At 33.7% G+C, this 26,471-nt stretch carries 16 protein-coding genes and 1 pseudogene; 5 read left to right on the plus strand and 12 right to left on the minus strand.

The annotated features are described in order from the left end of the window. Nucleotides 1-9: 9 nt before the first annotated feature. The 3 genes from QO190_RS07150 to dnaE all read right to left on the minus strand — a co-directional run bounded on the left by QO190_RS07150 (nt 10) and on the right by dnaE (nt 6,838). Nucleotides 10-1,368 (minus strand): TolC family protein, encoded by a 1,359-nt coding sequence (locus QO190_RS07150; RefSeq protein ID WP_371462153.1) that lies wholly within the window; start codon nt 1,366-1,368, stop codon nt 10-12. A 76-nt stretch (nt 1,369-1,444) separates the two neighbouring features. Then, entirely contained in the window at nt 1,445-1,993 is a 549-nt protein-coding gene (locus tag QO190_RS07155) for a TetR/AcrR family transcriptional regulator (protein ID WP_371462152.1), read from the minus strand. Between the two features lie 240 nt (nt 1,994-2,233). Beyond that, nucleotides 2,234-6,838: a DNA polymerase III subunit alpha gene (gene dnaE, locus QO190_RS07160; protein ID WP_371462151.1), complete on the minus strand. Its 4,605-nt coding sequence runs from the start codon at nt 6,836-6,838 to the stop codon at nt 2,234-2,236. Between the two features lie 124 nt (nt 6,839-6,962). Between dnaE and QO190_RS07165 the strand changes: the two genes are divergently transcribed. The 3 genes from QO190_RS07165 to QO190_RS07175 all read left to right on the plus strand — a co-directional run bounded on the left by QO190_RS07165 (nt 6,963) and on the right by QO190_RS07175 (nt 11,839). Beyond that, nucleotides 6,963-9,080: a S8 family peptidase gene (locus tag QO190_RS07165; RefSeq protein ID WP_371462150.1), complete on the plus strand. Its 2,118-nt coding sequence runs from the start codon at nt 6,963-6,965 to the stop codon at nt 9,078-9,080. A gap of 100 nt (nt 9,081-9,180) precedes the next feature. Beyond that, nucleotides 9,181-11,259, plus strand: a complete 2,079-nt coding sequence (locus QO190_RS07170; protein WP_371462149.1) for a thiamine pyrophosphate-dependent enzyme — start codon at nt 9,181-9,183, stop codon at nt 11,257-11,259. A gap of 4 nt (nt 11,260-11,263) precedes the next feature. Then, nucleotides 11,264-11,839: a Crp/Fnr family transcriptional regulator gene (locus QO190_RS07175; RefSeq protein WP_371462148.1), complete on the plus strand. Its 576-nt coding sequence runs from the start codon at nt 11,264-11,266 to the stop codon at nt 11,837-11,839. 119 nt (nt 11,840-11,958) lie between these two features. Here QO190_RS07175 and QO190_RS07180 read toward each other — a convergent pair whose 3' ends face one another. Both QO190_RS07180 and QO190_RS07185 read right to left on the minus strand, forming a co-directional pair. After that, nucleotides 11,959-13,299 (minus strand): ammonium transporter, encoded by a 1,341-nt coding sequence (locus QO190_RS07180; protein WP_069796803.1) that lies wholly within the window; start codon nt 13,297-13,299, stop codon nt 11,959-11,961. A 523-nt stretch (nt 13,300-13,822) separates the two neighbouring features. Then, nucleotides 13,823-14,005 carry a hypothetical protein gene (locus QO190_RS07185; protein ID WP_124878694.1) on the minus strand — a complete coding sequence of 61 codons (183 nt, stop codon included), beginning with the start codon at nt 14,003-14,005 and terminating at the stop codon, nt 13,823-13,825. 1,250 nt (nt 14,006-15,255) lie between these two features. Here QO190_RS07185 and QO190_RS07190 point away from each other — a divergent pair. After that, nucleotides 15,256-16,005 (plus strand): hypothetical protein, encoded by a 750-nt coding sequence (locus tag QO190_RS07190; protein ID WP_069796752.1) that lies wholly within the window; start codon nt 15,256-15,258, stop codon nt 16,003-16,005. Between the two features lie 673 nt (nt 16,006-16,678). On the opposite strand, the gene QO190_RS07195 is transcribed toward QO190_RS07190, so the two are convergent. The 7 genes and pseudogenes from QO190_RS07195 to QO190_RS07225 form a co-directional block, all read right to left on the minus strand. After that, the gene (locus QO190_RS07195; protein ID WP_371462147.1) at nt 16,679-17,074 is read right to left on the minus strand and encodes a hypothetical protein; all 396 of its coding nucleotides are present in this window, start codon (nt 17,072-17,074) and stop codon (nt 16,679-16,681) included. 430 nt (nt 17,075-17,504) lie between these two features. Beyond that, nucleotides 17,505-18,107: a transposase gene (locus QO190_RS07200; RefSeq protein WP_371462146.1), complete on the minus strand. Its 603-nt coding sequence runs from the start codon at nt 18,105-18,107 to the stop codon at nt 17,505-17,507. Between the two features lie 109 nt (nt 18,108-18,216). Beyond that, nucleotides 18,217-18,360, minus strand: coding sequence for a hypothetical protein (locus QO190_RS07205; protein WP_371481288.1), 144 nt, complete (start codon nt 18,358-18,360; stop codon nt 18,217-18,219). Then, the gene (locus QO190_RS07210; protein WP_371462144.1) at nt 18,308-18,910 is read right to left on the minus strand and encodes a transposase; all 603 of its coding nucleotides are present in this window, start codon (nt 18,908-18,910) and stop codon (nt 18,308-18,310) included. Before QO190_RS07210 ends, QO190_RS07205 begins: the two co-directional genes overlap by 53 nt. Nucleotides 18,911-19,056: 146 nt before the next feature. Further along, nucleotides 19,057-19,116: pseudogene (locus QO190_RS07215) on the minus strand (hypothetical protein); the annotation flags it as partial. Nucleotides 19,117-19,188: 72 nt separating this feature from the next. Further along, a complete protein-coding gene (locus QO190_RS07220) occupies nt 19,189-22,593 on the minus strand; it encodes a type ISP restriction/modification enzyme (RefSeq protein ID WP_371462143.1) in 3,405 nt (1,134 codons plus the stop codon). Nucleotides 22,594-22,723: 130 nt separating this feature from the next. Next, on the minus strand, nt 22,724-23,425 hold the full coding sequence (locus tag QO190_RS07225) for a hypothetical protein (RefSeq protein ID WP_371462142.1): 702 nt from the start codon (nt 23,423-23,425) through the stop codon (nt 22,724-22,726). Between the two features lie 653 nt (nt 23,426-24,078). Between QO190_RS07225 and ligA the strand changes: the two genes are divergently transcribed. Then, nucleotides 24,079-26,085, plus strand: a complete 2,007-nt coding sequence (ligA, locus tag QO190_RS07230; protein ID WP_371462141.1) for an NAD-dependent DNA ligase LigA — start codon at nt 24,079-24,081, stop codon at nt 26,083-26,085. The last annotated feature ends 386 nt before the right edge of the window (nt 26,086-26,471 follow it).

Here is a 26,471-nt window from a genome sequence, read left to right on the forward strand (position 1 = left end):
AAAATACGTTTATTTTGAAGGGTTTTGTAATGTATTAAGTTCTCCTTTAGCTTTAATAAGCTGTATTTCAGCTTGTTTATAATCTAACAATGCTGTAGCATAATTTTGTTTTGCTTGGGTTAAAGCATTTTCTGCATCCAGAAGCTCTGTTAAATTAGCCAATCCGTACTGATAATTCGACTGAGAATTTTTCTGTACTTTCTCTGCCAACTTCACATTTTCCTTCATGGTTTCTAAATTGATGAGTGCATTTTCTATATTTGTGATAGAGTTTCTATAATCTAAGTTTAAACCTTGCTTAGTGTTTTCTATATCTTGTTCTACACTTTCAATATCAATTTGCGCTTGTTGAATTTTAGATTTTGTAGCACCTCCTGTGAAAATAGGAATATTAATATTTAGTGCAACCGCTGCAAAATCGCTCCAATTTACACCATTGCTAGAACCATTTGTCCATGGGAATTTAGTCCCTAAACCAGCCCAACCATATTGCCCTTGTAAACCAACTGTAGGGTAAAGTGCAGCTTCTGTAGCTTTTTTATTATATTGCAAAAGCTCTTTTTGTTTTTCTAAGACTTTTATTTCTGATCTTTCATCAAGATTAGCTAAACTCGAAATAATTTCTGGTCTCGGTTCAATGCTTTTTTCTTCTAAAACGATAGGCGTTTCAATAGGAATTCCCATATAGAATTTCAGAGCATTTTTGGTTAATTCTACCGCATTCACTACTTTTTGCTTAGAAGCACCAATATTGGTTAACTGAACATTGGTTCTATCTAAATCAATCTGTTTTGCCAAACCGTTTTCCGTTAAACTTTTAATAATATTTCTAACTTTTTCGGTATTTTGGTAACTTGCTTCTAGCGTTTTAAGGTTTTCTTGTTGCACAAAAACGTTGTAATAAGCAGTAGCAACATTGGTAATAATCTGCTCATTTGTAAGTTGTGCATTAAGGACATAAAACTCTCTGGTAGATTTTGCTGCCTTTAAACCAATAAATACTTTTTGATCGAAAAGTACCTGATTTACCGTTGCAGAAATATTAGAAGTCCACGTTTGTCCCATTTTCACTACTGTTTTCTGTCCTCCAAACTCAATTACAGATTGCTGAATTATCGGATTATAAGTTAGGTTACTCCCAACACTTACGCGTGGTAATGCACCTGCTCTTGCTTCTGTAATTTTGTATTCGGCTTTTTGAATTTCCAAAGCTGCTTTTTTCGCTTCCGCTTTGTTATTAAGTGCTTGCGAAATTGCATCTTGCAAAGATATTACTTGCTGAGCGTCTGCAGAAGCACTGCCGAAAACCATAAGAGCAACAGTAATGCCTACTTTCAGGCGACTTGCTTTAAAAGGTTTTCTATTCATAAAATATATTTTTCTTTTTAAGTTTTTAAATTCAATTAAATGGTTTTCAAAAATTCTGTTTTTTGGAACTTTTCTCTCAACTCATTAAGTTTTTTTTACCTTTATCAGTAACTATAGCTTCCAGATAAAAAATCTTCATCGCAATAGAAATAGGAAACTTATCTTTTTCGTCTTCAAAAATAGGCGATACATCTACCGCAAATAATAAAGAGATTAAAAATTTAATGTAAAGATTAATCGGAACGTCTGTTCGGAAATACCCCAACTCAACTCCTTTCTCGTAATTATTTTTAACCGTTACAGATACTTTTCCTGAGATTGATTTCTGATGCGCGTGGAAAATATCTGGATAATACTTAATCAACTGAAAAACGAAAGCGTTTTTCTCTTGGCAAGTAATTTCGTCTATTCTACTCCCCGAAACAAATAGAACTTCTAAAGGGCAATCATACTTTTTTTGCACTTCTTTTACCGCATCTATTGCTTCATTCGAAATAAATTCCAGAACTTCGTGGATAAGGTCTTCCTTATTTTTATACTTCTGGTACAGAGTTTTCTTTGATATAGAAAACTCTTTCGCAATGTCATCCATCGTCAATGTTTTAGCACCATAAATACGAAACATCGACAATAATTTGTTCAAAAAAAATTCTTATCTTCCATAAACGAGTGCAAATGTATAACAATGGAAACTAAAAAACAAAAAAAAGTTTCCAAGTTTTTATCTATATCGTTTTAGATAAAATCAATCACAAAAAAAAACCGGATAATCAACCTGTTAAATCACTTCATCTTCACAACAAAAAAACAAAAAAGTCGGAAGAAAAATCTTCCGACCATGACTAGACAAAATCTCGGCTTTATGTTAGTTTAAATAAATTTCAAATTTCCCAAATTCATGAATTTTTTCAAGCAATTGATTATTAATATTAATCGTTTGATGCAAGGCTCTCGCTTCCACAAAAGTATTGTCTAAAGGATTCTGGAGAAAAACATTCAGCTTATGTTCTCCTTTTTCTGCCAACAATTGTGTTTTGAAAAACTCTATATCTGTTTTATTCAGTTCATTTATAGGAATAATCAGCGACAGCGATTTAGCATACTTTTCGAAAGCATCTTTCAAATCCATAATATCGGTAACATTGGTGAAAACTCTGCCTTCGCTTCCTTGTGTAAATTTCATTTTTACGATGACAAATCGGTCTTTGGCAATTTTTTCACGCAACTTCATATAATCTCTATCACCTAATCTGAAACTATAACTTCCCGTATAATCTTCTAAAGTCAAGAAACAAATCTTTTCGCCAGAATTTTTTCCATCTCTCAAAATCATTTCGGTAATCAAGCCAGAAACCGTGTATTCTCTAGCATTATCAAACATTTTTTGTCTTTCCTTCCAATCTTTTGGCGCTTCAAAAAGACTTCCTGCAGGAAATAATTGTTCTTTAAACGCATCAATTTCGTCTAAATTCAAGAAATTGAAGTTTCCTTTTGGTTCAGCTTTTTTCGCAGAAGATTCTTCTACCAATTCTTCATCTTCTGAAACTTCTAAACTTATATCAATGCTTTCATCATCGTCTGTTTCCTCATCTAAAATCTTGGCAGACAAATCATTTGGAGCAATTTCATCTTTTTTGTTGTCTTCTAAAACGAAATTTTTAGAAAATTCTCCGTTGATAAATTTATACTGAAATTTATATTCATCTAAAGGATGCGCCGAAAGATAGAAACCAATGATTTCTTTCTCACGATTCAGTTTATGCATATTTTGCCATTCTGCACAAGGTAAAAGTTTCGGTCTTTCTATCTGAACCTCATCTGCAAAATCAGCAAATAGTGAATTTTCCACCGAGTTTTTATTGTCTTGGAAGGATTGTCCGTAACGCAAAAGCTTTTCAATATTGGTTCTTCCTGCATTATCTACATCGAAATATTGCGCTCTGTGATAAGAATCTAATTCGTCAAAAGCACCTGCAATCACCAAACTTTCTACCACTCTTTTATTAACTTGCGATGAAGGCATTCTTTCAAAAAAATCATAAATATCCTTGAATCTTCCGTTTTGTCTTTCTAAATAAATGGCTTCAGAAGGCGCTTCTCCCATTCCTTTAATCGCTCCCAAACCAAATCTGATTTGTCCTTTTTCGTTCACAGCAAATTGGAACTGAGATTCATTAACATCTGGCCCTAAAACATCTACACCAATCGTTCTACAATCTTCCATAAAAAGCGTAATTTGCTTGGTGTTGTTAATGTTATTACTCATCACACTCGCCATATATTCCGCAGGATAATTGGCTTTGAGATAAGCAGTGTGGTAAGCAATTAAAGCATAACAAGTAGAGTGAGATTTGTTAAAAGCATATTCTGCAAACGCTTCCCAGTCTTTCCAAATTTTATTGAGTTTTTCTTCGTTAAGATTATTCTTTTTTCCACCTTCTATAAATTTCGGGTACATTTTATCCAGAACATCTTTCTGTTTTTTACCCATTGCTTTTCTCAACGTATCCGCTTCACCTTTAGTGAAATTCGCCAATTTCTGAGAAAGCAACATTACCTGCTCCTGATAAACCGTAATTCCGTAGGTTTCTTTTAAGTATTCTTCGGTTTCTGGTAAGTCGTAAACAATTTCTTCTAAACCGTGTTTTCTGTTGATGAAATTCGGGATGTATTTAATTGGTCCAGGTCTGTACAAAGCGTTCATCGCAATTAAATCCGCAAAAACCGTAGGTTTCAGTTCGCGCATGTATTTTTGCATTCCCGCACTTTCATACTGGAAAATCCCAATCGTTCTTCCTTCTTTGAAAAGTTCGTAGGTTTTTTTATCATCAAGTGGAATTTCATCTGTATTGATTTCAATTCCGTGACGTTGTTTGATGAGTTTTATCGCATCTTTAATGATGGTTAAAGTCCTTAAACCTAAAAAGTCCATTTTCAACAAACCAGCACTTTCTGCAACAGAGTTATCAAACTGAGAAACCAAAATTCCTGCATCTTTTGCTGCAATAGAAATCGGAACCAAATTCGAAATATCTTCTGGTGTAATAATTACTCCACAAGCATGAATTCCAGTATTTCTGATGCAACCTTCCATTTTCTGTGCCGAAGCCAAAACCTTATGGCGAGAATCATTTGGATTTGCCAGAATAGCTTTTATTTCTTCAGCTAAAGGTTTATCTTCTGGTTTTAATTTTTCTGGTTTATTAAGAACTTTCGCAATGTTCATTCCTGGTGTTTCCGGAATTAATTTTGCAATCGCAATAGTTTCTGGAATCGGGACATCCAAAACTCTTCCTGCATCTTTAATCGCTGATTTTCCGCCTAGAACAGAGTAAGTAATAATCTGCGCCACGTTCATTTGTCCGTATTTTTCAATTACCCATTTTATGATGGCATCTCTACCTTCATCATCAAAATCGATATCAATATCGGGCATTGAAATACGCTCTGGATTCAAGAAACGCTCAAATAGTAAATCATATTTAATTGGGTCTACATTGGTAATTCCGATACAATACGCAACAGCAGAACCTGCAGCAGAACCACGACCAGGCCCAACTGAAACGCCCATTTTACGGGCTTCGTTACAGAAATCCTGAACAATCAAGAAATAACCAGGATAACCTGTATTGGCAATAACTTCAAGTTCAAAATCTAATCTTTCTCTGATTTCATCGGTGATTTCTTCGTATTTTTTCTTTGCACCTTCGTAAGTCAGATGTCTTAAATAAGCATTTTCGCCACGTTTTCCGCCGTCCTTTTCATCTTCTTCACTTTGAAATTCTTCGGGAATATCAAATTTCGGAAGCAAAACATCACGCTTTAAAGTATAAGGTTCAAATTTTTGTAAAAATTCGGTATAAGCTTCGAAAGCATCAGGAAACTGACGAAAAGTTTGTTTCAATTCTTCTGCATTTTGCACAAAATAATGGTCATTAGCTAAACCTTTTCGTTTCCCAAAACCTTTACCAATAGGCGTAGAAACTCTTTCTCCGTCTTTGATACAAGTAATAATATCCTGAATTTTAGCATCTTCTTTTTTGGTGTAAAAAGTTTCATTTTGTGCTAAAATTTTCACATCATGTTTGTCAGCTAGTTCTAATAAAACTTCGTTTAAGTGCTCTTCTTCTTCAATGTCATGATTCTGAATTTGCACATAGAAATCGTCTCCAAACTGCTCTTTCCACCAAAGAAAAACTTCCTCTCCTTTTTGTTCCCCGAAGTTCAAAATCGCATTTGGAACATCTCCGTAAATCCCTGCTGTAACAGCAATAAGATTTTCTTTATATTCGGCAATTTGTTTCTTAGAAATCCTTGGTACACCCGCATAATAACCGTTGGTATAACCTAAACTCGATAGTTTTGCGAGGTTTTTATATCCTTGAAAATTTTTCGCCAAAAGAACCATATTCGTTCTTCTGTCTGGATCATCTTTGGTAAATTGTTTCTGCTCTGGTCTTTCTGAGAGATAAAACTCACAACCCAAAACTGGAACCAAAGGTGTTTTAGTAAACTCTTCACCTTTTTCTTCTGCTTCGGCTTTCTTTTTTTTGATATCTTCATTGTATTTTTCAACTTCGGAAACAAACTTGAAAGCACCCATCAAATTTCCTAAATCCACCATCCCAACTGCTTTGAAATCATTTTCGGCAGCTACTTTTATCAGTTCATTAAAATGAGAAGTAGCGGCAAGTGTAGAATAAATGGTATGATTATGAAAATGGAAATAATCGCCAATTTCTACTTCTTTGGTATCGCCAAAATCTACGGTAGATTTCTTTTTCTTAGAATCTGCAACTTGCCTTCTGATAACAATATCAAAAGGTTTAATCGGCTCACTCCAAATTTTCTGAAAATTTTGGAATTGCTCATCACTCCAAAGCATTTTCTCTGCAGGAATAATGCGTTGTCTCGCCATTTCGAAGAAAATCTGAGCGGTTGCATTTACGTCTGCAGCAGCATTGTGCGCTTCATCAAACTGGTAACCGTATAATTTTTCAAAAAGCTCGCCTAGTTTTGGAGATTTAAATCTTCCTCCTCTTCCTCCTGGCAAAGCACAAAAATCGGTTCCCAATTCCATGGTATCAGCTTTGGGAATTTCTTGAAGATTATTTTCGATTTCTTTTCTAAAAAATTCTGCTCCTAAAATTTTATAATCAAAATCAATGTTGTGTCCTACACCAACTTTTGTTTTCTCTAATGCTTTTTTAAATTCTTCTAAAACCCATGCCAAATCCTTTCCTTCTTCTTTGGCCATTTTGGTAGAAATCCCGTGAATTCTGGTCGCGTTAAAAGGAATATCGTACCCTTCAGGTTTAATGATATAATCCTGATTTTCAATTAATTTACCTTCATCATCATGCAATTGCCACGCAATCTGCACCATCCTTGGCCAATTATCTGAATCTGAGATGGGTGCGTTAAAATTTTGGGGCAAACCAGTAGTTTCCGTATCAAAAATCAAATACATTCTTTAGAAAATTTGTTCAAATTTAATCGAAAAAAATTAAAATTTAATGAATCTATTTAATATTTTATATTTTCTTTAAGCTATTAGTATCTCTTTTTTTATATTTGTTGAAAATTAATTTGATATGAGAAAAACATTTATATTTTTATTGAGTATATCCGCTCTTAACTTTGTTTTTGGTCAAAAAAACAATGAATTACAAAAAAAATTCTCAACAGAAAGAGTTGAAAACGAAAAAAAACTTGAGAAATATTTAAACCAAAATAAAGGAAAATTTACCAATGAGCAAATAAAAGAAATGCAAGCAAAAATTGCTGGATTTGCTGGAAACATTCCTGTTTTTTTAGAAAGTGATGATGCTAGAGCAAATAAAAGTGCAAATATCACAACCCTTCAAAATGGAAACTTAACCTCATTAAACGGTATTTCTATTAATGGTAGTTCCCAAAAGATTATGGTTATGGATGGGGGGAGAGTTTTTGAAAAACATATTGAGTTTGGCGCCGACAATAATGGTAATGTAAATAGTCCTAGAATTTTTAATCAAGAAAATGATCCTTCAGTATATTATAGTACTCATGCAACTAGTGTAGCTGGTATTATTGGAGCCATGGGAAAGACAAATTTTGGGAACCCATATGGACAATCTGGAGCAAAGGGAGTTTTATCCGAAATATCTATTGACAGTTATACTTTTGCGACAACTAACCAAGGAACTAATTATCAAAAATTAGAAACATACGGAAATAACATTTCTAACCATTCTTATGGAATTAATTTAGGATGGACCTATGCAAGTTCTACAAGTTCAACCTACCCACAAATTGGATTTTATTGGATTGGTAATTATGATTTAAATACAAGAGACACATATAATGGTAGCTATTATACTCAAGATGCAAATTTTGACAAAATTATCTATAGTAATCCTTATCAGATTGTTGTAAAATCTGCAGGAAATTACTATGGAATTCATCCAAACAATGATGCTACAAAAGCTAAATTTAAATATGACAATAATACTAAAACCTATATCCCATTTGCCGCCAACGATATCATCCCAGATCCTAATTGCAGTTTAGGATTCAATTGTATTGGCTGGGGATCACTAGCTAAAAATATTATTGTTGTTGGCGCAACTGATCAATTAACAACAGTTGATTTTCAATATACAAATAAAGATGATGTTATTAAATCTAACTATAGTAGTGCAGGACCAAGAAAAGATGGAGCTATAAAACCAGACATTTCAGCGGTAGGAACAAGAATGGCTGTAGCAAAATATACTACAGACACCGTTTACAATGATTATGAAATAGGAAGCGGCACTTCTTATTCTGCTCCAATAATTTCTGGAATAGCGGGTGCATTAACTGAAGTTAGCCGTGTTATTAATAATGACAGTAGATTTATGTTCAAAGCAGATGAAATAAAAGCATTATTAACACATACTGCAAATGAAGCAGGGAATCCTGGACCTGACGTCTGGTATGGTTGGGGATTTGCAGATGCTACTAAAGCAGCCCAGTTAGTTATTGACAAGAAAAATAAAAAAGTGTATTTTGAAAGAAACTCATTAACTTCTGGAGTAAAATTTACCAAGACAATTACTGCTAAAACTGGAGAACCATTAAAAGCCACCATTTCTTGGATCGACCCTGCCGCAGTACCTTTTACTACAGATAATGACTTACAAAACAATACTTCTTCTAGATTAGTAAATGACTTAGACTTAAGAATTATTGACACCACCACAAACACGATATATTACCCTTGGAAACTTAATGTAGCTTCTCCTATGGATAACGCAACTAAGGGTGATAATACTGTAGACAATGTAGAACAAATACTTCTTGAAACTCCTATAGCAGGTAGAGCTTACAGAATTGAAGTTTCTAACAAAGGAACACTTAATAATGGTGCCACTCCAGTTCCTGCAACTGTACCACAAGATTATGCACTTATCATTACAGGTGTAGAAGAATCTTCATTAGGAACAGCAGAGATTTCTGCAGAAAAATTAGTGACTATTTATCCTACCAAAACTAAAGATTTTGTAAACGTACTCATTCCAAAAGGTGCTAAAACAATAGATATTTTTGATTTATCAGGAAAATCAGTTCTGAAAACAGAAGCGAAAAGTTTCCAAACCATTGATGTAAGCCAATTACCAAAAGGTACTTACATTATCAATGTGAAGACCGATAAAAGTGTAAGCTCTCACAAGTTTATTAAAGAATAATTTTGAGTCATAAAAACTCCTAAATGATTGAAAACGCTAACTTTACTAGTTAGCGTTTTTTATTTTCAACAAACAGTGAGAATGCTTATATTTGTTTTCTATGGAATCTGACTTTACAACAAAAGAAATTATTTCAAAAGAGATTTTGCTCAAAGCTTATAATCAAATGATGCTGGCAAAATCAATGGCCGACGTTTACGAAGAAAACAGAAATATTTGCAAGTACGTACACAGTACTTCTAGAGGCCACGAAGCCATACAATTGGCTACTGCTTATCAATTATCCAAAGAAGATTGGATATCTCCTTATTACAGAGACGAATCTTTATTATTGGGAATAGGCTTCACTCCTTATCAATTAATGCTTCAATTATTAGCAAAAGCAGAAGACCCATTTTCAGGTGGTCGTTCTTATTATTCTCATCCTTCAAGTAAATCAGAAGAATTTCCTAAAATTATTCATCAGAGTTCTGCTACAGGAATGCAAGCCATTCCCACCACTGGTGTTGCTCAAGGAATAAGATATATTGAAGATTTTAAACTTCAAAACTTTGAAAAAAATCCTGTTGTCATTTGTAGTTTAGGCGATAATTCTGTTACAGAAGGAGAAGTAGCCGAAGCTTTTCAATTTGCAGCACTTCATCAACTTCCCATTATCTTTTTAGTTCAAGATAATGAATGGGGAATCAGCGTAACTAAAGAAGAAGCCAGAACTGCTGATGCTTATGATTATGCGGCTGGATTCGTAGGGCTAAATAGAATGAGAATTGATGGAACTGATTTTGTAGAAAGTTTCATTCAGATGCAAAAAGCGTTACATTTTGTAAGAGAAGAAAGAAAACCTCTTTTGGTTTGTGCTAAAACGGTATTAATTGGGCATCACACTTCTGGAGTAAGAAGAGAATTTTATCGAGACGAAGCAGATTTAGCCAAACATAGAGCAAAAGACCCGGGAATTATTCTCAAAAAATATTTATTAGAAGAAGGTTTTAACGAAGAGACCTTATCTCAAATAGAAATTGAAGCCAGAAAACAAATAGAAGAAGATTTTAACAAAGCGATTCTAGCTCCAGACCCAAAACCTGAAAGCGTAAAAGAGCATGTCTACGCTCCTACTCCTATCACAGAAGAAAAAGGAACTAGAATTCCAGAAAATGGAGAAAAAATTCCAATGGTAGATGCAGGAATTCACGCTATACAAGAATTGATGCACAAACATCCTGAAGCATTACTTTACGGTCAAGATGTAGGCGGAAGAATTGGGGGCGTTTTCAGGGAAGCGGTAACGCTTCAACAAAAATTTGGGAACAAAAGAGTTTTCAATACCGCCATTCAAGAGGCATACATCATCGGTTCTACTGTAGGAATGAGCGCAGTAGGTCTTAAACCTATTGTAGAAGTACAGTTTGCAGATTATATTTATCCAGGAATCAATCAATTGGTGACAGAGGTTTCTAAATCTTGCTACCTCAGCAACGGAAAATATCCTGTTTCTAACATCATCAGAGTTCCGATTGGAGCTTATGGAGGCGGCGGTCCTTATCACAGCGGAAGCGTGGAAACCATGTTAGCTCAAATCAAAGGAATTAAAATCGCTTATCCAAGTAATGCTGCAGATTTTAAAGGCTTGTTTAAAGCTGCTTTCTACGATCCTAATCCTGTCATTTTCTTAGAACACAAAGGTCTTTATTGGAGTAAAGTTCTGGGAACTGAAGACGCTAAAACCGTAGAACCTGCAGAAGATTACATTTTACCTTTCGGGAAAGCCAATATTGTAAAATTTGCCAATGAAGAAGAAATACAGAAAGGTCGAACTCTAGTTGTCGTTACTTATGGAATGGGTGTTTATTGGGCCAAAGAAGCGGCTAAAAATTTTGAAGGGAGAGTAGAAATTATTGATTTAAGAACCATCAAGCCGATAGATGAAGAATTGGTCTTCGAAAGGGTAAAATTACATGGAAAATGTATTCTTTTAACGGAAGAAGCACTCAACAACTCTATGATGGAAGCTTTCGGGGCAAGAATTTCTAAAAATTGCTTTAAATACCTCGATGCAGCAGTAGAAATCATAGGTTCACTGGATTTACCAGCGGTTCCTATCAATTTGATTTTAGAAAAAGAAATGCTCCCCAATGCAGAAAAACTAAGCCTTAAAATCAATGAGCTTCTCCAAAACTAATATTATGGATATATCAGATAATTTTTTAATTGATTTTTTTAAAGACATCCCTAAAACAGAACTTATCAGTATTTTCGGATTGATAAATAGAAAAAAACTCAAAAAGAATGAAATCTTTATAGAAGAAGGCACTTTTTATTCCAAGTTTTTTTATATCAAAAAAGGATTGGTGAGAGGTTTCTACAGCAATGCTGATGGAGAAGAAAAAACCATTTTCTTTCGTTGGGAAAAAGAATTTGGCGCAGACCCAGAAAGTTACTTTAACCATAAACCCTCTAAACTGACTTGGTGCGCCATGGAAGAAACAGAAATTTTTGAAATAAATTTCCAAAAATTCGAGGAATTAAGCAAGAGAAATGTTGGCCTATTAAAACTCAGAATAATGGCGAGCAAAAAATTACTGAATAGAATGTATGAAAGATTAGAAAGTTTTATTTTGTACAGTCCTGAAGAAAGATTCCAACATTTATTGGAGACTCATCCTGATTTATGCGAAAGAATTCCTGATAAATATTTGGCCTCATTTCTAGGCATTACACCTGTCTCTTTGAGCAGAATTAAAAAAAGATTAGAAAATTAACATTTGTTAATTTTTATTTTATACTAATCATTTACATTTGCAGAAAGGAAAAACACAAATGACTGAAAAATAATCCTTTACAAGAAAGCCTTCTGTTGTAGCAGAAGGCTTTCTTAGTTTTATATAGATTCATTGTGTTGCGAAATATCCAATCCTAATTCTTCGGAGGTTTCTTCTACTCGAAGTGGAATAATAAAATCTGTAATTTTATAAATCACCAAGGCTCCAAAAAAGGTAAACACAGACACCAAAAGTAGCGCAGTCATGTGATGTGCAAAAACGCCTACTCCACCATGCAGAAGACTCGCGTTCTCTCCTCGAGCAAAAATAGCGGTGAGTATCATTCCCATAATTCCGCCAATTCCGTGACAGGCAAAAACATCTAACGTATCATCTACGCTTTTCAATTTTTTCCAGTTGACCGCCATATTAGAAACAATCGCCGAAATAAAACCGATAAATATACTTTCTGCAATGCTTACGTAACCACAACCTGGTGTAATCGCCACCAATCCTACTACTGCACCAATACACGCTCCTAATGCTGAAATCTTTCTTCCATTAATTCTGTCAAAAAATATCCAAGTCATCATCGCTGAAGCAGAAGCTATTGTTGTAGTTCCAAAAGCCATCGCTGCAGTTGCATTGGCTGCTAAAGCTGAACCCGAATTAAACCCGAACCAACCAAACCACAACATTCCTGTTCCTAAAATCACATACGTAATATTGGAAGGTTCATGGTGGTCATTTTTTCTTTTCCCAATCATCAAAGCACCTGCTAAAGCTGCAAAACCTGCACTCATGTGAACTACAGTTCCACCTGCAAAATCTTTAATCCCAAAAAATTTAACCAAGAATCCGTCTCCGCTCCAAACCATGTGAGCCAAAGGTGCATAAATGAACAGTGAAAACAGCACAATAAATAAAAGGTAACTTACAAATCTTACTCTCTCTGCAAAACTTCCCGTGATAATGGCAGGAGTAATCACTGCAAATTTCATTTGGAACAATGCAAAAAGGATGAAAGGAACGGTAGGAGCCATTTTAGAATGTGGCAAAACGCCTACTTGGTTAAAAAAAGTAAAACTAAAAGGATTGCCTATGATTCCGTAATGTTCTTTGCCAATATAAAATCCGAGAGAATCTCCGAAAGAGAGCGAAAAACCAACCACTACCCAAACCAAACTAATGACTCCCAGTGCAATAAAACTCTGCAACATGGTAGAAATTACATTTTTTTTGCCTACCATTCCGCCATAGAAGAAAGATAAACCCGGCGTCATGAGAAGGACTAAACCTGATGAAGCCAATAACCAAGCAATATCTGCTCCTACTAAATTATTTTCTTCTAAAAAAACTCCCGAACTAGCATCTGGCAACTTTGTTGGCCAGAATAAACTTACCATTGCTACTATCGCTGTGATGATAAAAGCAATAACCCAACGTTTTTCTACTTTCAATAACATATTTTTCTGTTTTAACCCCTACAAATGTAAACATTTTATTTAAAAAAATATATTTTTTTTGAAACACAACCCCTATATTTTTATATCAATTTTTAATATTTATACATTTATACTTGAATACACCCCTACAAAAAACACAACAAAAAAAATTCTCTTCATAAATAGATTCTTCACTTTGCTGCGCTTCATTCAGAATGACAGGGGTCTATGAAACGGATTATTTTTATCACAAAGTTCACAAAGTATTGGTGAAATGATTGCGTTTTTGAGTTCTCTAAGGAACATCATAGATGTTCTATGAAGTTCACAGGTTTTTCTATTTACACTTTAAAAAAAATATTTTTCTTCATAAAGAGATTCTTCACTATGCTGCGCTTCGTTCAGAATGACAGGGTTATGTTTTGTAATTATGGATTATAAATCTATGAGTACAGAATAATGTTTACATAAAAAAGCCACAGCACTTCCTGAAAAGAAAGCGTTGTGGCTTTGTGAATCGCATCTTGTAGAAAGAAGCTTAATGGTCTTTAGAAAAAATCTTTCTAATATCATCGGCGTTTATGCCAAGATATGCACCTACTTCTTCTACGGTTACTTTTTGATGCTTGAGTTTTCTCTTGGATTTTCTTATTTCCCTCAAGATTCTTCTGCAATGCCCGATACTGTAATCAGTAATTGCTTGAACGTCATTAGCGTTCATAATCAATTTTACTTTCATTGTGCTCTACATGGTTATTAAGCTCTATTATTAAGATAATACAGCTGTTGATATTCCGTGAAAACAGATAAGAAAATAAAATAGTCTAAATGCTAAGGAGTAAGCAAGAAATAAAACGAAAGAGTAGAGAGGGATTTATAGTTAGTGTTTTTCATAATTAAATTTTTCATTTATAATATATGTCTATAGACATAAAAGGTTTTAAGGATTATGTATCACCTGCTCTTTGTTGTACACATTTTTCTACAACGGGTAGTATAAATTATTAAGTTTTATAAAAATAAATTAGTGCATAATCTTTTCCGTGCATAGGTATTTTAGAATACTTGCACGATTTATTAAAAATCTACAATTTGTTTTATTTCCGTTACCTCAAAGAACTTATACTACAGTACATTCTCTACTGTTCTTTCAAAGGTAAAAAGAAAAATCTAAAAATGGCGATGTATTTTTCCACAATTACATAGAAACCTCATGAATAAAGGGTTTTATAAAAAAACACATAAAACACATCCCAGCACGCCTCGTTGAAAATCTCTGAAAACGCCCATAAACACTGGTCTAAACAACAAAACAACCTCTAATTCCGTTTATTAAACCACTGTTTAAACTCCCCATTTAAACCCTCATGGATAAAGGATTTTATTAAAATAAGCCATTCTCTACCCTTAAACAAATAAAAATCATTTTGCTGCTTCCATTTTTATCAGTAAATACTTCTTCTCTGTCTTAACTAAGAATGCTTACTTCTGCATTGTTTTAGACTTAGAAAACCTTCATTCTACAAAAAAACTCTTCTCCTAATAAGCAGAATATAAAACTTTCCTTTTTAACCTATATAGAAACTAACTCTATCACTCTATAAAAATCATATTATTTTTTTAAATATCTGACACGAGATTGACACGGGATTGACACGGGACTGACACGGGACTGACACGGGACTGACACGAGACTAGAATAAGGAAGAATTGAAGTATTTTTTATCTAGCCTATTGTCTTGTTAGGTTATGAGACAAAAAAGATATAAACATACATTTTGAAACAAAACGAACTATAAGTTTTTATCTGCACAAAATGCACTCATTAGAATAAAAAGAATCAAAAAAAACAAAGACGAACCAAACGAAACATGGCATTTGGAGAGGGTTTATTGCTTATCTATCTTTGTGGAGTAATGCATTGGCCAATGGTTACCCAAATCATTTATTAACACCCAAAAAACAAGTATTATGGCAAGAGAAATGTCCATTTTAAAACTTCGAGGGAAACTCGATGGAATGAGTTTCTACAAGAACTCAGAAGGCCACTTTGTAAGAGCGAAAGGTGGCGTAGAACGCAACAGAATCATGAATGACCCTAACTATGAAAGAACGAGGGAAAACATGAGTGAATTTGGCACTATTGCCAGTAGTGGTAAATTACTAAGAAACAGTATTTCTATACTGATGAATCGTGCAAAAGATACCAGAACCAGCAATAGAATTGTAAGTCTGATGTCTACTATAAAAAATTTAGACAACCAATCTCTAAGAGGACAACGCAAAGTTGCTGAGGGGATAAAAAGCGTAGAAGGAAAAAGAGTTTTAGAAGGTTTTGATTTTAATAAAAACTCACCTCTTGGCATTTTATTTAAAGCTCCCTACACGCTAGATGTAGAGGCTGGCAGTGTAAATATAGCCCTTTTTAATCCTAAAGAGCATTTATTACTCCCTGAGTATGCAACACATGTTTCCTTGAGCATCGCTTGTGCGAGTTTAGATTTTGAACTGCAACAATCTGAAGTAGCGTATAGTGAAGTGCATACCATAGCGATAGATGCAGATGCCGCCCCTCTGGAAATAGGATTAGAAAATCTTCCTACCCTAGAAGGAACTTTATTTTACCTATTATTGGTAGAACTGATGCAGGAAATAAATGGGCAATTGTATCCTTTGAAAAATGGTACTTACAATGCGCTGAATCTTATTAAGGTAGTATAACCTATCTGTAAGATTTTTCATAACGAATTAAATAAAATGAATTAAGCAGACCTATGGTCTGCTTTTTTTGTTTCTATTATATGTGAACTCACGGATTAGAATATTTTTTTCCCCGCCCTGCCTTCGACTACGCTCAGGCCAAGCGGGAGAGATTTTTCTTGGTTGTGATGTTCTTTTTTGGTGAACTCACGGATTACAAATCCGCGAGATCGGGCTTTTTTTAACGAAAAGGATATTCATTTTCTTTACGCTTGCGGTTTCCTAGGACAATAATTACAGCTCGATTTACTATAAGCATTTTTTAACGCCTCCGTTTCCTATGTCATTATAAAAGGCTGGAATTGAATTTTAGGTGGAAACATTTTGTCATTTTGAGCGGAAGAATGAAGCGAGAAATCTTTTTCTTGATGTAGAGATTCTTCACTATGCTGCGCTTCGTTCAGAATGACAGGGTTATGTTTTCTACATACGGATTACAAATCAACGAGAAGAGTAATAAAATACTTTAGAAAAAACCCAAATATATTTTTATTCAAGAAGGCCAACATAATTATAAAAATAATATGTACTTTCGCATTGTACTTAAAGTTCGCGAGTCACTTCAAGAATATGTCAGTATAAAAAAAGAGCGTTAGAAACGCTCTTTTGTTTTTTATATAAGTATAAATGATTATTATTCTTTTATTTCAATAGATAAACTGTTAAAAAAGTCTATAAATCCATTCAAACTGATTAACTCTTCTTCTTCGCCATCTCTTTTTCTTGATTCATAAAAGAAATTATTCTGAATTTTTTCTTTTAACCAAGGGGAGTAAATCTTTTCTAGTCTTACATTTTTAATTCTATTTGTTTTTATAGCAATTTCAATCATCTTGTGTAATTTTCTAGGCTTTCCTATCACTACAATATTTTCATGCCCCATTCCTGGGAATTCTGGAAAAATATACACTTTAGCATTAGGTCTAAATTGTTTAGTACCTCTTCTGATTTCTAATTTTTGCTCACCATAGTAGTGTTTATCTATGATATTACCGACCATACAGTATTCAAAATCTCTATCTGAGTCCATAGTCTTTATTGCTTTTAATCAGTTAAATTGGAAAAAGTTCTCTTTTTATAAACTTATATAATTAATTTATAAGAAGTTTTTCAACTATATAATTTGATTCTGTATTAAAAATTTCCATAGTTTTAGTTTTTATGATTGCTAATCAAATACTAGTAATCGGGGAAATCAAGTTTTCAAAATTTTTATTGATGCGCCGAAAGTCAGGAGACTTGGAAGAGCTTGTGATACATGCTTTTGTTTTATTATTATACACTCAAGAAATATAAATCCGTGAGATGTGTTTACTCTCAACTTCGGCAAAGTTTGGAACTTTTTAACTTCTTCAACTTCGGCAAAGTTTAAAACTTTGCCGAAGTTCTCTTTCCCGAAGTTCTCTTTCCCGAAGTTCTCTTTGCCGAAGTTCTCTTTGCTGAAGTTCTCTTTGCTGAAGTTAAATTTCCACAATTCTCTGGTGACAAAATTTAAAATTATCAATGTCTTCAAAGTATGAAATTACTTCTTCTCTTTTTAATTCTGTTTTAGAGTTTGATAAAATAATTTTATAGGAAGAAAAATCATACTTTTCTAATTGCTCATTAATATCTAAAGAATTTTGATGAATATAAATTATACAGTTTCTAAGATAAACCTCATCCGTTATTCTTATTCTTTTAAAAGGGGTCTCAAATAGACTACCATGTCTATTATAATATTTATTAAAACCTTGTGTATAACTACTCATTAATTTTGCAAATTGCTTGCTAACAACAGAATGTAACGCATGAATTCCCTCAGCTCTTATTTTAGTATTTTTATTCTGAGAATCAAAAAAAGTTTTTAATTCTACTTCTGGTTTTATTCTTACCAACAAGTGAAAATGATTTTTCATAAGGCAATAAGCATAAATATCAGCAACTGGCAATAAAAATTCTTTTGCCTTTTTTAAAAAATACAAATAATTATCATTGTTTTTATAAACATCTTCACTGTTAATTCCTCTGTTATAGATGTGATAAAAAAATTCTGGCTCAAGATGGTCTCTTCTTATTTCCATTTTAGTTTTATGATTTTAGTTTTTTTTAATCAACTTCGGCAAAGTTTAGAACTTTTTTTAACTTCTTCAACTTCGGCAAAGTTTGGAACTTTTCAACTTCGGCAAAGTTTTAAACTTTGCCGAAGTTCTCTTTCCCGGAGTTCTCTTTGCCGAAGTTCTCTTTGCCGAAGTTCTCTTTGCCGAAGTTCTCTTTGCCGAAGTTAAATTTCCACAATTCTCTGGTGACAAAATTTAAAATTATCAATGTCTTCAAAGTATGAAATTATTTCTTCTCTTTTTAATTCTGTTTTAGAGTTTGATAAAATAATTTTATAGGAAGAAAAATCATACTTTTCTAATTGCTCATTAATATCTAAAGAATTTTGATGAATATAAATTATACAGTTTCTAAGATAAACCTCATCCGTTATTCTTATTCTTTTAAAAGGGGTCTCAAATAGACTACCATGTCTATTATAATATTTATTAAAACCTTGTGTATAACTACTCATTAATTTTGCAAATTGCTTGCTAACAATAGAATGTAACGCATGAATTCCCTCAGCTCTTATTTTAGTATTTTTATTCTGAGAATCAAAAAAAGTTTTTAATTCTACTTCTGGTTTTATTCTTACCAACAAGTGAAAATGATTTTTCATAAGGCAATAAGCATAAATATCAGCAACTGGCAATAAAAATTCTTTTGCCTTTTTTAAAAAATACAAATAATTATCTTTGTTTTTATAAACATCTTCACTGTTAATTCCTCTGTTATAGATGTGATAAAAAAATTCTGGCTCAAGATGGTCTCTTCTTATTTCCATTTTAGTTTTATGATTTTAGTTTTTTTTAATCAACTTCGGCAAAGTTTGGAACTTTTTTTTACTTCTTCAACTTCGGCAAAGTTTGGAACTTTTTTTAACTTCTTCAATTTCGGCAAAGTTTGGAACTTTTCAACTTCGGCAAAGTTTTAAACTTTGCCGAAGTTCTCTTTGCCGAAGTTTTCTTTGCCGAAGTTCTCTTTGTTGAAGTTCTCTTTCCCGAAGTTCTCTTTCCCGAAGTTCTCTTTCCCGAAGTTCTCTTTGCTGAAGCTATTTAAGTTTTAAACTTCGGTGAAGCAAATATCATCTATTTTCTTCATCAGTTCATCTGTTTTGGTAAGGGCGTAGATGATTTTTTGGTAATGAAGAATGTCTTCATAAGAAAGTTCTCTTTCTTTACGGTCTTTTAGCCATTTTTGTGCAGGTTGATAGCCACCGATGTAGAAGTTCCATGCGGTTTCTGGTACGTTGTCGAAATACTGGGTTTCGTTGATGAAGACTTTACCTGTGAGGTTTTCAACTTCTGGAGCAATCTTAACTTCGGCAAAGTTTGAAACTTTGCCGAAGTTCTCTTTGCCGAAGTTCTCTTTCCCGAAGTTCTCTTTGCCGAAGTCTTCAGTTTTTACAAAAGTAGGTTTTGCGACTACGTTATTTCCTGCAATAGGATATTTGGTTTGTAAATCTTTATTCGCTATTTCTTCTAAAAGATGGAGTTTTCTAATTTCTGAACCTAATTGTACCAAATTCCAAAAATTCTTTTGAATAGTGGACAAATCACGACTTGTCCCTACAGCATCTGGAAAAGGAACTCTAGGGAAATCTATTTTTAAAAATTCTTTGTAGGTTTCTCTGTATTTTGGGGAATGTAAAACGGCGTAGATGTAATCTAAAAGATTGAGTGGAGAAAAGTTTGTTTTTTTACTCTCAGCTTTTGAGGCGTTCTCAGCTTCAGGAGTGTTCTCAACCTCTGAAGTGTTCTCAACCTCTGAAGTGTTCTCAACTTCGGCAAAGTTTGGTACTTTTTTAACTTCTTCAACTTCGGCAAAGTTTGGAACTTTTTTAACTTCTTCAACTTCGGCAAAGTTTGGAACTTTTTTAACTTCTTCAACTTCGGCAAAGTTTGAAACTTTGCCGAAATTCTCTTTGCCGAAGTTCTCTTTGCCGAAGTTCTCTTTGCCGAAGTTTTCTTTGCCGAAGTTCTCATCATCTACGCATTTCATGCCGAGTTTTGCTTCTATCTCTGCCAGAATTTTAGGATTGAAATTAGGGATTCTTTCTCGCTCATCCAATGCAGTGGGTTCTTGATAAAGGTAAAGTGGAAATGCATATGTTGTTTCTTTTGTTTGAAGTGAAACAGAGCACATATCACTCAGATTCTTTGTAATTAAAGCATGCTGAAACTCAAATGTTGATTGTTGCTTACATGTCAAAATAGAAATATTATCTTTCAACATATTTTTCATGACAGAAAACCTATGTCTTAAAACTTTTTTCAGATCATAATTTATACTTCTTAAATCAAATGGTCTATAATAATATTTTTGATTAAACTCATTATTAAAATCAGAAAAATTAACTAAATTACTATCATCATGAGTTTTAACACCACTTGTTTTTTCAACAAAAAAATCATCAATCTTAAATCCTTCATTATAAATCTCAACACCTTCATAGTTTTTGTCAATAAAAAACAAATTAGGCTCTAAATTTTTTAATAAATTCCAATCAATACTTTTTATTGAATTATTATTTAGAAAATCATATTTAAAACTTCTTTTTCCTTGTAAATCATATTGGTACAATTCACCCAATTCTCCTTTCTTTTTTTGATTGGTTTTTACAAATAGATTGATGGAAACACCCTGCATAATATCAAACACATTTTGGTCTGCACTTCCATCTGGAGCAGTTTCTTTTTTCTTGCTGTTTCCGTGTAAATCTAGAATGTAGATTTTATCAAAGCTTTCAAGCAAACTTCTGCGCATTTGGCGGTGTATAATTCCGTCAACAAAAGAATTATTAGAAATGTAGGCTAAGATTCCTTCTCCGTTTTTATCTACAAAATACTGTCCAAATCTTATGAATTTTATGTAATCATCAGAAAGTGGTTGTATATTTCTTTCGTTAAGATTTTTCTTATAATCTTTCAATAAATTTTCAATCCATTCACTTTTATTAGAAGAACTTACAGAATACGGCGGATTTCCAATGACGCACATTACAGGTGTATCTCTTTTAATTTGGTTTGCCAATGTAGATTCATCAGAAAGCCAACTGGCAAAGAGTGTTCCTGTATCTTTGTGGTGTTCTTCCAGAGAATTGGTGAGGAAAATATTAAAACGCTGGTCTTGGTTGGTTTCGTAACCTGTTTCAGAAAGCAGCATATCTAGTTTAAGATGTGCCATAGAATAACTCGCCATCAAGAGCTCAAAACCATTAATTCTGGGGATTAAATCTTTTTCTACATATTGAGGCCAAATTCCCTCGTTAATGTTTTTAAAATTTTCTTCGTAGATGTGTTTGATGGTTTCGGCTAAAAAGGTTCCAGTTCCTGTTGCAGGGTCTAGAACTTGTACTCTGTGGAATTCTTTATCTACTTTTTTGCCGTGAAAATCTATTTTGCTTTTGATTTTAGAAGTATCTGCTAAACCTTGAGACAATCCAAATTCAGATTTCAATAAATCATCTACTGCACGTACAATAAATTGCACCACAGGTTGTGGAGTGTACCAAACGCCACGAGATTTACGCAATTTCGGGTTGTATTTTCCCAAGAACGTTTCGTAGAAATGAATAACGGGGTCTTCTTGTCTGGTAGATTTCCCGAAGTTTTTCATAATATCCTTCACATCAGAAGCGAGGAAAATCTGCACCAATTCTTCTACAATCCATTTGAGACGTATATCTAAATCAAAACCTGCAATATGCTGAAAAAGTTTCCTCAAAAAAGGATTAGATTTTGGGATGAGATTGGCCGCTTCAATCCTATCAAACGTAGGCAAAGTAGGGTCATGATAACGTGCCACGAAAAGTCCGTAAGCAATGGTTTGAGAATAAAGGTCTGCAAATAACTGATTGTCTATATCATGAATCAGCATATCTTTAAACGCTGTTCTCTGCTGTACCAATTCTGTATTTTTTTCCGCCAAATCGTCTTCGTCTAAAGCATTGTGAATGACATCTGCCATTAACAAAGCTTTATTAGCCATCATTTCTGCTAGTTTTTCAGAATTCTTGATGGTTTGCGAGACTTCTTGTCCAAAATCTTTGATGAGATGAATGAATGTTTCAAAGTTTTTCTCATGTGGAACGATTTCGTTCATCAAGATTTCGCCAAGAGCGATTTTGGTTTTCAGTTCGCCATTTTTATAGAATTCAAAATGTAAATAATCGGTAATAATCAAATTTTCGAGTGCGTTTCTATAACGGTCGAACTGTGGTTTATTTTTCTTATGGTCTATTCCTAATTTTAAGTCTTTGGCTTCTATGTAACCAATGGGCACTTCTTTTTTGGAAACAATATAATCTGGAGCGCCACATTTTTGGCGGGTTGGCTCATTAATTACAGAAAATTCTTTGCCTAGAATTTCTTGAAGCAGAATTTGTAAATCTCCACGATAAGAATGTTCGGTTGCATTTCCTGCAAAATATAATTGAGAAAGTTTAGAAAGGTATTGATTAATCATAGTTATTATTGAAGTGCATAAAATTAATGAAAAGTTTTGGAAAAATGTTATTAGTACAAGAAAAAGCACAGCTTAGATTGCTGTGCTTGTGTTTATATGCTCATGGATTTGAAGTTTAGAAGATTGCGAATTATTCTTTAATTATTGGGGTTAATTCTTTTTTTAATTCTTCGAATTCATCTTTGGTCATCATCTCAATTTCTACCAATTCTTTTGCTTCTTTTAATTTTGCAATAGCTTCATCTCTAGTCATTTTTCTATTTTTCAATAAAACTTCTTGAGATTCAATCGCAAGTTCTGTGTCCATAACACTTAGATATTTGTTTATACCAAAAGCTCTACCATTGATTTCACCCAAAACCATTACTACATATAATGGTTTATTTTTACTACCTCTATGATATGTTTTTATTTCGCGAACTATGACTTTGGTATTTTTAAAACTATTGTCTGCCATAGCTTGTGCATCTCCATTCATCGCTGACATGATACTGCCAAATCCTGCTGGTCTTCCCATTTGTACAAATTCGTAAGTTTTTTTGGCTGTACTTCTTGATTGCGCTACACCACCAGTTAATTTTGTACCATAACCACCAGAGTAAGTTCTAGTACTCAATTCTTGAGAGGTAGGTGAACCTAATATTAATGTATCCCCAATTTTTACACTATTTTTACTAGCAGTTATGTATTCCTTTACTTCTGTTCCACTTTTGACCGTGCTAAAAAATTTAATATCCTGTGTGTTTTCGTAAGTTAATAATTCGATATTTTCTTGAGCATTTACAAAAATAAATGAGAAAATAAATGTAAAAAGTGTAATTGTGTTTTTCATAAAAAGTTATTTAAAGTTGTTTATTCAATATTTTTCACAATACTTAAATAGAGAATCTTTAATTATAAAATCATCACTATAAAAATTTATTCATTCGTAAATAATGGTATTTGATTTGTTTCGTTATTTGAATTTCAGCTTATTAGTTTTCAACAAATTTAATCAAAATGAATGAAGTATAATTACGAAAATCCGTAATTTTTATCATCTAGCTTCGGCTGACTCTGTGAGCAATATTATTTATTTTGCATGATAAATCTTTCTCTTCATAAAGAGATTCTTCACTATGCTGCGCTTCGTTCAGAATGACAGGGGTCAATAAAGTAACTTATTTTTATCACAAAGTTCACTAAGTATTGGTGAAATGATTTCGTTTTTAAGTTCTCTAAGGAACATCATAGATGTTCTATGAAGTTCACAGGTTTTTCTATTTACACTTTTAGAAAAATCTTTTTCATAATGTAGAGATTCTTCACTTTGCTGCGCTTCGTTCAGAAGGACAGGGGTATGTTTTCAACATTCGTATTATAAATCCTAGACATTCGGTAAGACACTTGCTAGATACTTACAGGATAAAGGCAGGACACTTGCTCTTTTCGGTAACCCAGTTTCCAACTATTTTAGTTATTTTTGCTAAAATCTTTCTACAGAAAATGCCTGAACATATCCTACAAAGAATAGAAGAATTAAGAGAAGAACTGCATCAGCATAATTACAATTATTATGTATTAGATGAGCCTACGATTTCGGATTTTGAGTTTGATGCCAAACTTAAGGAGCTGCAAGAACTAGAAGCAGCTCATCCAGAGTTTTATGACCCGCATTCTCCTACACTGAGAGTAGGTGGAGAAATCACCAAAAATTTCCCTACCGTTCAGCATCAGTTCAGAATGTATTCTTTGGATAACTCTTATGATTTCAATGACTTACAGGATTGGCACACTAGAATTTCTAAAATTTTAGAAACCGAAGACATAGAATTTGTCGCCGAACTGAAATATGACGGCGCTTCTATTTCCATTTTGTTTGAAAACGGTAAACTTTCTCAAGCCGTAACCAGAGGTGATGGTTTCCAAGGCGATGAAATCACTGCCAATGTGAAGACCATCAAAGATATTCCGCTTCAGTTGCAAGGAAATTTCCCAGAAAGATTTTACATGCGTGGCGAAATTTATCTTACGCACAACAACTTCAACAAAATTAATGAAGAGCGATTGGCAGAAGGTTATGACGCTTTTATGAACCCTAGAAATACTGCTTCTGGAAGTTTAAAACTGCAAGATTCTGGTGAAGTGAGAAAGAGAAATCTTTCGGCGGTACTCTATCAATTTGTAAGCGAAAACAGTCCTGCCGAAACGCATTTCGAACTGCTTCAACAAGCAAAAACTTGGGGTTTCAAAATTTCTGAAAACGCCCAACTCTGTAAAAACATACAGGAAGTACAAGATTTCATCAATTTCTGGGACGAGAAACGCAAGAACCTGAATTTCGACATTGACGGAATTGTCATCAAAGTAAATTCCTTGAAACAACAGCAATTATTGGGTTATACTGCCAAATCTCCACGTTTTGCGATGGCTTATAAATTTAAAGCCGAAAAAGTAGAAACAGAATTGCTCAGCATCGATTATCAAGTGGGAAGAACTGGTGCAGTAACACCTGTTGCGAATTTGGCTCCCGTTCTCTTGGCTGGAACCATTGTAAAACGCGCTTCTCTGCACAATGAAGACATCATCAAAAAACTGGATTTGCATGTAGGAGATTTCGTCTATGTAGAAAAAGGCGGAGAAATTATTCCGAAAATTGTAGGCGTAAATCTAGAAAAACGAAATGTTTTTGCTACAGAAGTTCAGTATGCTACGCATTGTCCAGAATGTGGCAGTGAACTCATTCGTTTAGAAGATCAGGCTGCTCATTTTTGCCCTAATGAAACGCACTGTCCACCACAAGTTGTTGGGAAAATGATTCATTACGTTTCCAGAAAAGCTTTGAATATTGAAAATCTAGGCAGCGAAACCATAGAACAACTCTACCGTGAAGGTTTACTGACTAATATTGCAGATTTTTACACCTTGCGCAAAGAGCAATTGCTTCCGCTAGAAAGAATGGCGGAAAAATCTGCCCAAAACATCATCGATGGCATAGAAAAATCTAAACAAATTCCTTACGAAAAAGTATTGTACGGAATCGGCATCAAACACGTAGGAGAAACGGTTGCCAAAAAACTAGCGAAGAATTTCCCAAGCATTGATGATTTAAAAAATGCCACAGAAGAAGAACTTTGCCAAGTAGAAGATATTGGTTCTAAAATCGCGGAAAGCATTGTTTCTTATCTTCAAAATCCCGAAAACTGGGAGATGATAGAACGATTGAGAAGTTATGGCGTTCAACTGGAAAAAGGCGAAAACACCACAGAAGTTTTGAGTACTGTTTTAGAAGGTAAGACCTTTCTTTTTACAGGAAAACTTTCGCTTTTCACGCGTGAACAAGCCGAAGAAATGGTAGAAAAGCATGGCGGAAAAAATATTTCAGCAGTGTCTAAAAACCTCAACTATTTGGTGGTTGGAGAAAAGGCAGGAAGCAAACTCAAAAAAGCACAAGACATCGGTACGATTACGATTTTAGATGAACAACAGTTTTTGGATTTGATTGAAAGTTAATGCCGGTCTTTCCTATCACAAAGTTCACGAAGAACAGTTGATGTGTTTCTGTTTTTGAGAACTCTAAGCAACATCAAAGATGTTGTTCAATATTCTTCAATCGCAAAGATTTTTTATTTTGCTTAATCTTTTAAGAAAGCAAAGTTGGCGAAATTCATTCGCTATGAAGCGTGCGTTTTTCTTTCGTTTCAAACAAATGCTTTTGGATTTGATTGAAAGTTAATGCAAGTCTTTTCTATCACAAAGTTCACGAAGAACAGTTGATGTGTTTCTGTTTTTGAGAGCACTAAGCAACGTCAAAGATGTTGTTCAATATTCTTCAATCGCAAAGATTTTTTATTTTGCTTAATCTTTTAAGAAAGCAAAGTTGGCGAAATTCATTCGCT

Source organism: Cloacibacterium sp. Arc13, assembly GCF_041431305.1.
GTDB classification, from domain to species: Bacteria; Bacteroidota; Bacteroidia; order Flavobacteriales; family Weeksellaceae; genus Cloacibacterium; species Cloacibacterium caeni_B.

Excerpts from the sequence above, each read along its gene's own strand:
- QO190_RS07165 (WP_371462150.1), top strand. The coding sequence starts at position 6,963 with ATGAGAAAAACATTTATATTTTTATTGAGTATATCCGCTCTTAACTTT.
- QO190_RS07175 (WP_371462148.1), top strand. The coding sequence starts at position 11,264 with ATGGATATATCAGATAATTTTTTAATTGATTTTTTTAAAGACATCCCT.
- QO190_RS07225 (WP_371462142.1), bottom strand. The coding sequence starts at position 23,425 with ATGAAAAACACAATTACACTTTTTACATTTATTTTCTCATTTATTTTT.
- QO190_RS07220 (WP_371462143.1), bottom strand. The coding sequence starts at position 22,593 with ATGATTAATCAATACCTTTCTAAACTTTCTCAATTATATTTTGCAGGA.
- QO190_RS07150 (WP_371462153.1), bottom strand. The coding sequence starts at position 1,368 with ATGAATAGAAAACCTTTTAAAGCAAGTCGCCTGAAAGTAGGCATTACT.
- ligA (WP_371462141.1), top strand. The coding sequence starts at position 24,079 with ATGCCTGAACATATCCTACAAAGAATAGAAGAATTAAGAGAAGAACTG.
- QO190_RS07200 (WP_371462146.1), bottom strand. The coding sequence starts at position 18,107 with ATGGAAATAAGAAGAGACCATCTTGAGCCAGAATTTTTTTATCACATC.
- QO190_RS07195 (WP_371462147.1), bottom strand. The coding sequence starts at position 17,074 with ATGGACTCAGATAGAGATTTTGAATACTGTATGGTCGGTAATATCATA.
- QO190_RS07210 (WP_371462144.1), bottom strand. The coding sequence starts at position 18,910 with ATGGAAATAAGAAGAGACCATCTTGAGCCAGAATTTTTTTATCACATC.
- QO190_RS07170 (WP_371462149.1), top strand. The coding sequence starts at position 9,181 with ATGGAATCTGACTTTACAACAAAAGAAATTATTTCAAAAGAGATTTTG.
- dnaE (WP_371462151.1), bottom strand. The coding sequence starts at position 6,838 with ATGTATTTGATTTTTGATACGGAAACTACTGGTTTGCCCCAAAATTTT.
- QO190_RS07190 (WP_069796752.1), top strand. The coding sequence starts at position 15,256 with ATGGCAAGAGAAATGTCCATTTTAAAACTTCGAGGGAAACTCGATGGA.
- QO190_RS07155 (WP_371462152.1), bottom strand. The coding sequence starts at position 1,993 with ATGTTTCGTATTTATGGTGCTAAAACATTGACGATGGATGACATTGCG.
- QO190_RS07185 (WP_124878694.1), bottom strand. The coding sequence starts at position 14,005 with ATGAACGCTAATGACGTTCAAGCAATTACTGATTACAGTATCGGGCAT.